Below are 7,284 nucleotides of genomic sequence, written 5' to 3' on the forward strand. Positions count from 1 at the left end.
TTAAGCACCTAATTTAGCAAATAAAAACCGAATAGAAAATCCGCGAGGATTTTCGTAAGTAGGCTAGAACTAGCAATAAATTATATACGGTGTTGCCAACTGGCTTTTATTTCATATTATCATTATTCGAAGCAAATAAATCGAATTGTCTTTCATCTGCTTCTTTCTTTTGTCTATATTTTTTTCCTTCTTTTGTTTCTATTGGTTTGTCATTTTCAAAATAATGGTTAATTCTCACAACGTCATAACCAGCAATTGTTTCAATTCCCTCGTTATTTACTTTTTTCCTTATTATTAAAAAACAGTTTATAGAAGAACCATTTTTAAATTCAATTTCTCCGTTTTGAACTAGAGTTTTAAATTCATTTGATTGCATATTAAAAGAGATTGATTCTCCATTGTAAAATCCTGTCCATTTATATTTCCCCTTTTTTAAAACAGGTGATATTATTTCAATAATTGCATTTTCGTTTTTTATAGGTTCTAAATCATTTGATGTTAAAATGAATTTCTTAAAATCGGTTTTCTCAATTATTTTGTCTTTTGTTTTTATTGTTTTTTCCTCATTAGAAATTTGGTAAGAAACTTTCTTGACTTTTGGATATTTCTCTAAAGTTTCATAAAAATTTGATTTCTTTTTTTTGATAAGAGAGTTATTAACTATTTTATTTGAAGTCTCTTGTTTTAATTTTAGAATTTCTAGTTTTATTTTCTCCTTTTCTAAATCCTTAAGTTCGGTATCTTCAAATATTTTATCAATTATATTTTCAGAAATTTTGGCAAGTGGTGTTGTCAATAGAGTAGTAACTAAAGCAACAACAACCGCAGTTGTAATTGTCGCATTTTTGTTCTCTCCTTTTGTGATTACTTTAAGCCATTTCCTTAAACCACCTTCTCCTAAAGGTTCTGTTTCAATTTCTATATTTACTGATAATAAAGATGAAATTTCCTTTATTATTCCTAAAATTTCGTAATCACAACGATTAGCTACAGAAGCATCCATTGAATGAGAGTTGTCTCCAAACCAATAATGAATTTCTAAAGTATTTCCAAAAATGTCCCCTTTCGGTTTATATAGTAGCATTTATTTTTCTTTAGCGTTCTGTTTTTAGCTTGTTGGCAACGTTGTCGTATATGGTTTGTTGCGTGTTTCAAGCAACTAATTTAGTAAATAATTACCGACCAAGAAAGTCCGCGAGGACTTTCGCAAGTAAGCAAAAAGCCAGCAATAAATTATATACGGTGTTGCCCCCAGTATTATTCCTCAATATTTGTAGTAGTTTTAAATTCATTGTTTGAGCCTTTTATTGTTTCTAAAAAATCGTTCATTTCTTTCGTAAGCAATAAATATTCTTGTTTTTTCCAAAATTCTGAACTAAATGGTTTTTTAAATTTAAAAATGTCTTTGTTAATTGATTGTTTTTTATTTATCTCAATTTTGTTTTGTTCTAAAACAATAAAAGAATATGATACATTATAAATATTTTTCACGCCATCTTTATCAATAACTTCGGTTTCAGCGTTTATTTTTGCTTTATGAATGAAATACTTATTCCAATTAGTATTTTCTTTAAAAAAAATTGATTTCTCATAACTTGTCGTTCTGTACTTAATTCCTCTGTTTTCTGTGTAAGAACTTGTGGTATCTATTTGTTTTAAGTGAAATTCTGTAAAAGCATTATTATTTTTGTTTATTAGATAATGTCCTTCGTTTTTAGATTTACTTTCTGACTTTGTGAAAAATGAATACTTTACAAAATTTTTGTCTTTTGATACGTTTTCATTGAAATCATATTCTTTAATATTAAGACCAACTCCACCAATTTCGTCAAATATTTGCTTTAAATTATACATTTTAAAGTAAACATCTTCTTCGTAAATTCCAGCTTTTCTTACATTTTTAATATTTGCCATATAATTTTTTTTTGGCATAGGTTTTTCAGATGTACCAAAAAGTGTTTTACGATTTACAATACCATTCAAATCTTGTATCTTTAGTAACTTTCCGTTTTTTCTTATATAACATCTTAAAAAAAATGTTTCTGAATAAGGTTCAGTAGGATAGTTGTCTGCTACAGATTTATATACTTTTATAATTGGATTTGTATTACTTAAAAAAATATCATCTAATTCCTCAAACTTGCTTTTTAGGAATATTGTGTCATTATTTATTTTTTTAAAAGTCGTGTATATCTGTTCGTAACCAATTAATCTAATTTTAATTGAATCACTTTGAGAAGTGAATGAAAATCGTCCTTCAGAATTTGTTGAAGTGAAATTATTTTTATTATAAATATCAACATATTCAATAGGTTCTTTAGTTTCGTAATTCAATACAATTCCTTTCAATCTATTCTGACTAAATGATTTGTTAATTACTGAAATTATTAATATTAGCAGGATTTTTTTCATATTGTGGGCAACGGTTTTGTATAAAGTTAGTGTGGGAGTTGATAATCGAAGAATTATCAGCCTAGCACTAAGCTTATACTTATTTTATGTTTTTATCTTGTCGACCTAAAAATACTCAAATAAGTATAAGTGACATTATAAATAAAGACAAAACTTTGGGCAAACTATAAAAACCCACATTAATTTTATACGGTGTTGTAGCTAGTACTTTATTTCTAAAATCCATTTGAAAATTTAAAACCAATCTCTTTTCTCAATTTTTTTTTCAATGAGTTTAGTTTCTTTAATTCACTTTCGACTTGATTTAGTTCTGTGTATAAATCAGATATTTTCTCGTTACTTATTAATTCTAATGTTTTCGATAAGATTGGGATTTGAGATTCGTCTGCTAGTGAAGAAATATCTCCGTCTAATAAACTTAAACGATGCTTACAAAGCATTTTTACTTGACCAGCTCTACAATTACAATTAATACTAGTTAAGTTGTTTTCAATCATAAATGTTACAGTATATACTTCGTCAGAACTACTGCTTTTAATTTCTATAGTTTCTTTCATAAAATTTCATTCTCGATTAATAAACCGTGAGTATTTACATTAAATCTGTTTTTAACACCTTTGAATAAAACATCTTTTAGATGTTTTTGTATTTGAGTAATATCCTTTGATTGAATTAAAAAGAGTTCCAATCCAAGAGTTGGACTAAAATTCGAATTTTCACTATCTAAACTTACAGAATTTTCAATTTCAAATTTTTCTAATCTAACATTAAAGTTTTGGGTTAAAACATTCTCTACTAATTGCCTTTTCGATAAACTAATATCATTTACATAATCAACTATTATTGCAAATCCTGTCCAATCTGTAGGAATCTTATTTTTTATAAAATCATATTTGATTCTTTTCGTTGAAATAGATGTAATTATCGGTTTTAAATTTTGTTGATTATTAAAAAAAGATTCATCATTTTTCCATAAAAAAGTATAAAAAGCTCCTTGTGTAGTTTCTATTTTTTTATTTAAATCGGGATTTTTCGGATAGATTTTTTCAAAGATTATATTTGAGTTCCAATTTGAATTAAATACATCAAGATTTGAATTCGTAGTAGATTGTGAACGAGTTGGACTTTTTACTTGAATAAGAAAGTCAAATTCTTCAATATTTTCTCCCCAATTTTTCCCTTCCAATTTTTTCGGATAGATTACATCTCCTTGTTCAAATTTACATTGACCAACGCTATCTTTAAATGCTAAAGGTAAATGCCATTTGAATCCTTTTATTTTATTGTTCATCTGTTTTTTCGTATTAGCTACAACGTTGTTGTGTATGATTAGTTGCGTGTTTTAAGCACTAAAGTTAGTAAATAAAACACAGATAGAAAGTCCGCGAGGACTTTCGTAAATTGGCTAAAACCAAGCAATTAATTATACACGGTGTTGTGCGTAGGTTTTTATTTTTCGTATTTTTCTTCGTAATAATTCCAAAATATTTTCAGCATATTTTCAAAACTTTCTTTATCGCTCGAAATATATTTTTTTTCAATTTTTCCGTTGATAAATAATTGCAAATCATTTCTTATAATTATTTTTTCGTTTTCATTCGGTGAATATTCTTTGTGTAAATTTTTCTCCACGTTATTTATTTTTTCAGCCATTTCGTGCATTTTACTTATCGAAATATCTGCTAAACTTGAATATGCTATTAATATTCTTTCAGGAAAAGCTCTGTTCTTTCTGTCAAATTCTTCCCTTTCTTTTTTAGAACTTAAAGCATTACCTAAATCTAATAAACCACTAACTCCTCCAAAACCAAAACCCATTGAACTGTTTACAGTTTCCATAGAGTTTTGTTTTTCCTTAATTTCTTCTAATTCATAAGTAATTTCATCGCTTAAATATTCACTTGCTTTTATTAATTCGATTTCATCTGTTACCATTGAAATATTAATTGCTTGTTCTTTTAATTCAGACAATCCTTTAAAACCAATATTGAATTTGTCATTCAATATATCTTTATACGAATACTCTTCTGAATACCAATAATTATCGGGATTTGCATAATATAAAAAGTTTATTGATGTAGCAAAAAATTTAATGTCTGCATTTAATTCTTTATTTATATTTTTTTCAAAATTTTCTTTTGAGTTTTCGACTGCATTTTTACAGTTAAAAAGTAATACTGTTATTAGTATTAAAAAAAGTGTTTTTCTCATTCTGTTATTTTTTTCCATTCATTCTCATTGTAAATATAACCTTCCCATTCAAAATGGTTATAATATCCAAAAATTATTAAAAAATTTTCTTTTTCAGATATTTCTTTTGAATGTCTTGTTCCTTTAATAATCTCGTGTAAATACGGTAGTTCTTTCTCTGCATAATCAGGGTAGGAAACAAGAACTTTAAGTTTACAATTTGTAATTAAAAGATGGGAAACTTCTTGATATAAGCCACTTGAAACACTGTTTTCGTGTTCAAAAGCAACTGTTATGTCTCTAAACCAAAAAGTGTTTTCTTTAATCCCAGGTGTTAAATCACTTTTTTTATATAAAATAGTATCAATAGAGTAGTAGTCTTGTTCATAAGATAAAAGGTCAAACTTTTTTGAAAGTTCACTTATAATTGAATTATCAGAACCTTTTACAAAAGTTGTCAATTTTTTGTTTTCGCTCCAAATGCTTAACATTTCTTTTTTCCTTTCTGTAACAATATTTACCCATTCACGAAAAAATGTTTTTCCATTAATTTGCTCCATTTTTTACAATGCTGGTTTGTGTTTTCCTTTTAAAGATCCATTTGGATGATTTTTGCAGTTTCCAGAGGTCAAACCAGTGATACTTGAATTTTTCGTTCCACAAAGTTTACAAATATATTGTGATTTTTCACTTCCTTCGTAAAGTTGATGTTTTCCCTTAAATGTTCCATTTGGATGATTTTTACAGTTTCCAGAAGTTAAACTGGCAATGTTTGAACTTTTAGTTCCGCAATTTTCACAATAGCAATTTGGCATATTTCTAATTTAATTATTAATTTCCTTTTTCAGATTTTGAGTGAGCAACTTACGCACAACGTGTTTGTATATGGTTTGTTGCGTTGTTAAGCAACTAAGTTAACAAATAAAAACCGAATAGAAAATCCGCGAGGATTTTCGTAAGTAGGCTAGAACCAAGCAATAAAATATATACGGTGTTGTGCATAGTTTTTTTAATTTTCCCATACAGAATAATCTTGAATTTCCCATTCTCCATTTTGTTTAAAAAACTTTCCGCTACAACCAGCACCTTCAATTCTATAAGATATTTCAAAATCTGTTATGTCATTTTCTATTTTTATTCTGTTAAATATTACATAGTCTTTAATTCCTTCTTTTTCTAACTCTGAAATTGAAAGTATTCTAACTTTTTGTCCGAACTTATTTAGGCTTAAATTTTTGTCAATCAGTTCAGATTCCAACACTTTCACAGGTAATCTCTCTTTAGCCTCAGGATGATAAATCCATTGAAGTTTAGGAAGGTCAAGTATTTTTTGCGCAATCAATTCAGTTTGGTTTGGATTCGACTTTATTAATTCCGTTTGAGTGAGTCCATTTTTAGATTCAGAATTGTTTTCAGTTTCTTTTTTATCAGAATTCTTGCAGGAAATCAGTAGTAAAATTGTCAATAAAATTCCGATTATATTTTTCATTTCGTGAGTTTTCTCAAATTATGCACAACGTGTTTGTGTTATAGAAAGTTGCGATTTTTGTGCTCGAGGATTTTCCGCAGGAAAATCAGAAGTAGCAAAAATTGCAACAAACTTTGATTAAGCTAAAAATAAGCAATTTTTTATACACGGTGTTGTAGGTAGTTTTTAGAATTTCGACTCAATATACTTTTTTAGTTTTCCTTTTTTATTTCGTTTTATTAATTTTTCCATATCCGAATTCTTACCGAGTTCAGACTTGTTTTTTTCATAAAATTCAATTGCATTTTCAGCTCCGGCTAAAGCACAATCTACTTTGTTTTTTGAGTAATTGTTCTCCAAACTATATTTTGTCCAACCACTCATAAATGACATTAGACAATCAGCACATTCTAATGGAACAATTCCAGAAACTAATTCAATTGAAACTGTTGGACTTCCACTCATCCATTTCATCAAAAACGCATTGATATCTTTTCGTTTAATTGGGTTTTCAGAAATGGGTGTTTTTAATAGCCATTCAGTAGAATTCAGAACTAATTGTTCAGTTTTTTTGTAATCTTCTTTGTTTTCAAGTTTTAAATTATTTGGAATTTCAACTTCTTGAGCTAATAAACTCGTGCTAACAAATAGTAAAAAAATCAGTGTTTTAATTTTATCCATAGTTTTTATTTTCCGTTTAATTTTTCAAAATATTTTTTCCGATGAAATTTATTAACATCTATTTTAATTGTGTCAGCTTTTGAATTCAAAATATAATATTCAAAATCAGATTCACTTTTTTTAAACAAAGAGTCTCCAATATTTAGTTTTTCGTGTATAAAGTAAGGAACTTTTTTTTCCCACTTATTATCTATTAAAATTGGTCTCATTCTCCCATTCATCCTGTTTAACAAAAGACTCGTTATTTTTCCAGAGTATGATTCGTTTTTTATTCTATTATATTCCTTTTTAAGATAACTTTCAGAATTGTCCTGAATTGTAATAACTATAATAAGAAATATAAGAATTGGAATAAAAACAAACAAAAGATTTTTCCTTATTTCTTTATCTTGTTTTCTTAATTCATTTTTGTCTTCAGTATTCATTTCGTTAATTACCTACAACGTGTTTGTGTTATAGAAAGTTGCGTTTTTAAGATTGGCTGATTTTCCGAAGGAAAATTAAGACAAGATTAAAAAAGCAACAAACTTTGG

The 7,284-nt window shown here is 27.2% G+C and carries 10 protein-coding genes; all 10 read right to left on the bottom strand.

Annotation, left to right across the window (positions count from 1 at the left end; genetic code table 11):
- Positions 1–106: 106 nt before the first annotated feature.
- A complete protein-coding gene (locus tag MPF13_RS15125) occupies positions 107–1,084 on the bottom strand; it encodes a hypothetical protein (protein ID WP_249983606.1) in 978 nt (325 codons plus the stop codon).
- Between the two features lie 173 nt (positions 1,085–1,257).
- A complete protein-coding gene (locus tag MPF13_RS15130; protein ID WP_249983607.1) occupies positions 1,258–2,412 on the bottom strand; it encodes a peptidase associated/transthyretin-like domain-containing protein in 1,155 nt (384 codons plus the stop codon).
- A 215-nt stretch (positions 2,413–2,627) separates the two neighbouring features.
- Positions 2,628–2,969, bottom strand: coding sequence for a hypothetical protein (locus MPF13_RS15135; RefSeq protein ID WP_249983608.1), 342 nt, complete (start codon positions 2,967–2,969; stop codon positions 2,628–2,630).
- Positions 2,966–3,703: a hypothetical protein gene (locus MPF13_RS15140; protein WP_249983609.1), complete on the bottom strand. Its 738-nt coding sequence runs from the start codon at positions 3,701–3,703 to the stop codon at positions 2,966–2,968. Before MPF13_RS15140 ends, MPF13_RS15135 begins: the two co-directional genes overlap by 4 nt.
- 158 nt (positions 3,704–3,861) lie before the next feature.
- Positions 3,862–4,623 (bottom strand): hypothetical protein, encoded by a 762-nt coding sequence (locus MPF13_RS15145; protein ID WP_249983610.1) that lies wholly within the window; start codon positions 4,621–4,623, stop codon positions 3,862–3,864.
- On the bottom strand, positions 4,620–5,162 hold the full coding sequence (locus MPF13_RS15150) for a hypothetical protein (RefSeq protein WP_249983611.1): 543 nt from the start codon (positions 5,160–5,162) through the stop codon (positions 4,620–4,622). Before MPF13_RS15150 ends, MPF13_RS15145 begins: the two co-directional genes overlap by 4 nt.
- 3 nt (positions 5,163–5,165) lie before the next feature.
- Positions 5,166–5,417, bottom strand: coding sequence for a hypothetical protein (locus MPF13_RS15155; RefSeq protein WP_249983612.1), 252 nt, complete (start codon positions 5,415–5,417; stop codon positions 5,166–5,168).
- 194 nt (positions 5,418–5,611) lie between these two features.
- Positions 5,612–6,091, bottom strand: a complete 480-nt coding sequence (locus MPF13_RS15160; RefSeq protein WP_249983613.1) for a hypothetical protein — start codon at positions 6,089–6,091, stop codon at positions 5,612–5,614.
- 165 nt (positions 6,092–6,256) lie between these two features.
- The gene (locus MPF13_RS15165; protein ID WP_249983614.1) at positions 6,257–6,751 is read right to left on the bottom strand and encodes a hypothetical protein; all 495 of its coding nucleotides are present in this window, start codon (positions 6,749–6,751) and stop codon (positions 6,257–6,259) included.
- Between the two features lie 5 nt (positions 6,752–6,756).
- Complete coding sequence (locus MPF13_RS15170) at positions 6,757–7,176, bottom strand: hypothetical protein (protein WP_249983615.1); 420 nt, start codon at positions 7,174–7,176, stop codon at positions 6,757–6,759.
- Between the last annotated feature and the right edge of the window lie 108 nt (positions 7,177–7,284).

This window comes from Polaribacter sp. Z022 (assembly GCF_023555495.1).
Lineage (GTDB): Bacteria > Bacteroidota > Bacteroidia > Flavobacteriales > Flavobacteriaceae > Polaribacter.

Bases quoted from the DNA above. Each gene is read 5' to 3' on its own strand.
- MPF13_RS15125 (WP_249983606.1), bottom strand. From the start codon at position 1,084: ATGCTACTATATAAACCGAAAGGGGACATTTTTGGAAATACTTTAGAA.
- MPF13_RS15130 (WP_249983607.1), bottom strand. From the start codon at position 2,412: ATGAAAAAAATCCTGCTAATATTAATAATTTCAGTAATTAACAAATCA.
- MPF13_RS15135 (WP_249983608.1), bottom strand. From the start codon at position 2,969: ATGAAAGAAACTATAGAAATTAAAAGCAGTAGTTCTGACGAAGTATAT.
- MPF13_RS15140 (WP_249983609.1), bottom strand. From the start codon at position 3,703: ATGAACAATAAAATAAAAGGATTCAAATGGCATTTACCTTTAGCATTT.
- MPF13_RS15145 (WP_249983610.1), bottom strand. From the start codon at position 4,623: ATGAGAAAAACACTTTTTTTAATACTAATAACAGTATTACTTTTTAAC.
- MPF13_RS15150 (WP_249983611.1), bottom strand. From the start codon at position 5,162: ATGGAGCAAATTAATGGAAAAACATTTTTTCGTGAATGGGTAAATATT.
- MPF13_RS15155 (WP_249983612.1), bottom strand. From the start codon at position 5,417: ATGCCAAATTGCTATTGTGAAAATTGCGGAACTAAAAGTTCAAACATT.
- MPF13_RS15160 (WP_249983613.1), bottom strand. From the start codon at position 6,091: ATGAAAAATATAATCGGAATTTTATTGACAATTTTACTACTGATTTCC.
- MPF13_RS15165 (WP_249983614.1), bottom strand. From the start codon at position 6,751: ATGGATAAAATTAAAACACTGATTTTTTTACTATTTGTTAGCACGAGT.
- MPF13_RS15170 (WP_249983615.1), bottom strand. From the start codon at position 7,176: ATGAATACTGAAGACAAAAATGAATTAAGAAAACAAGATAAAGAAATA.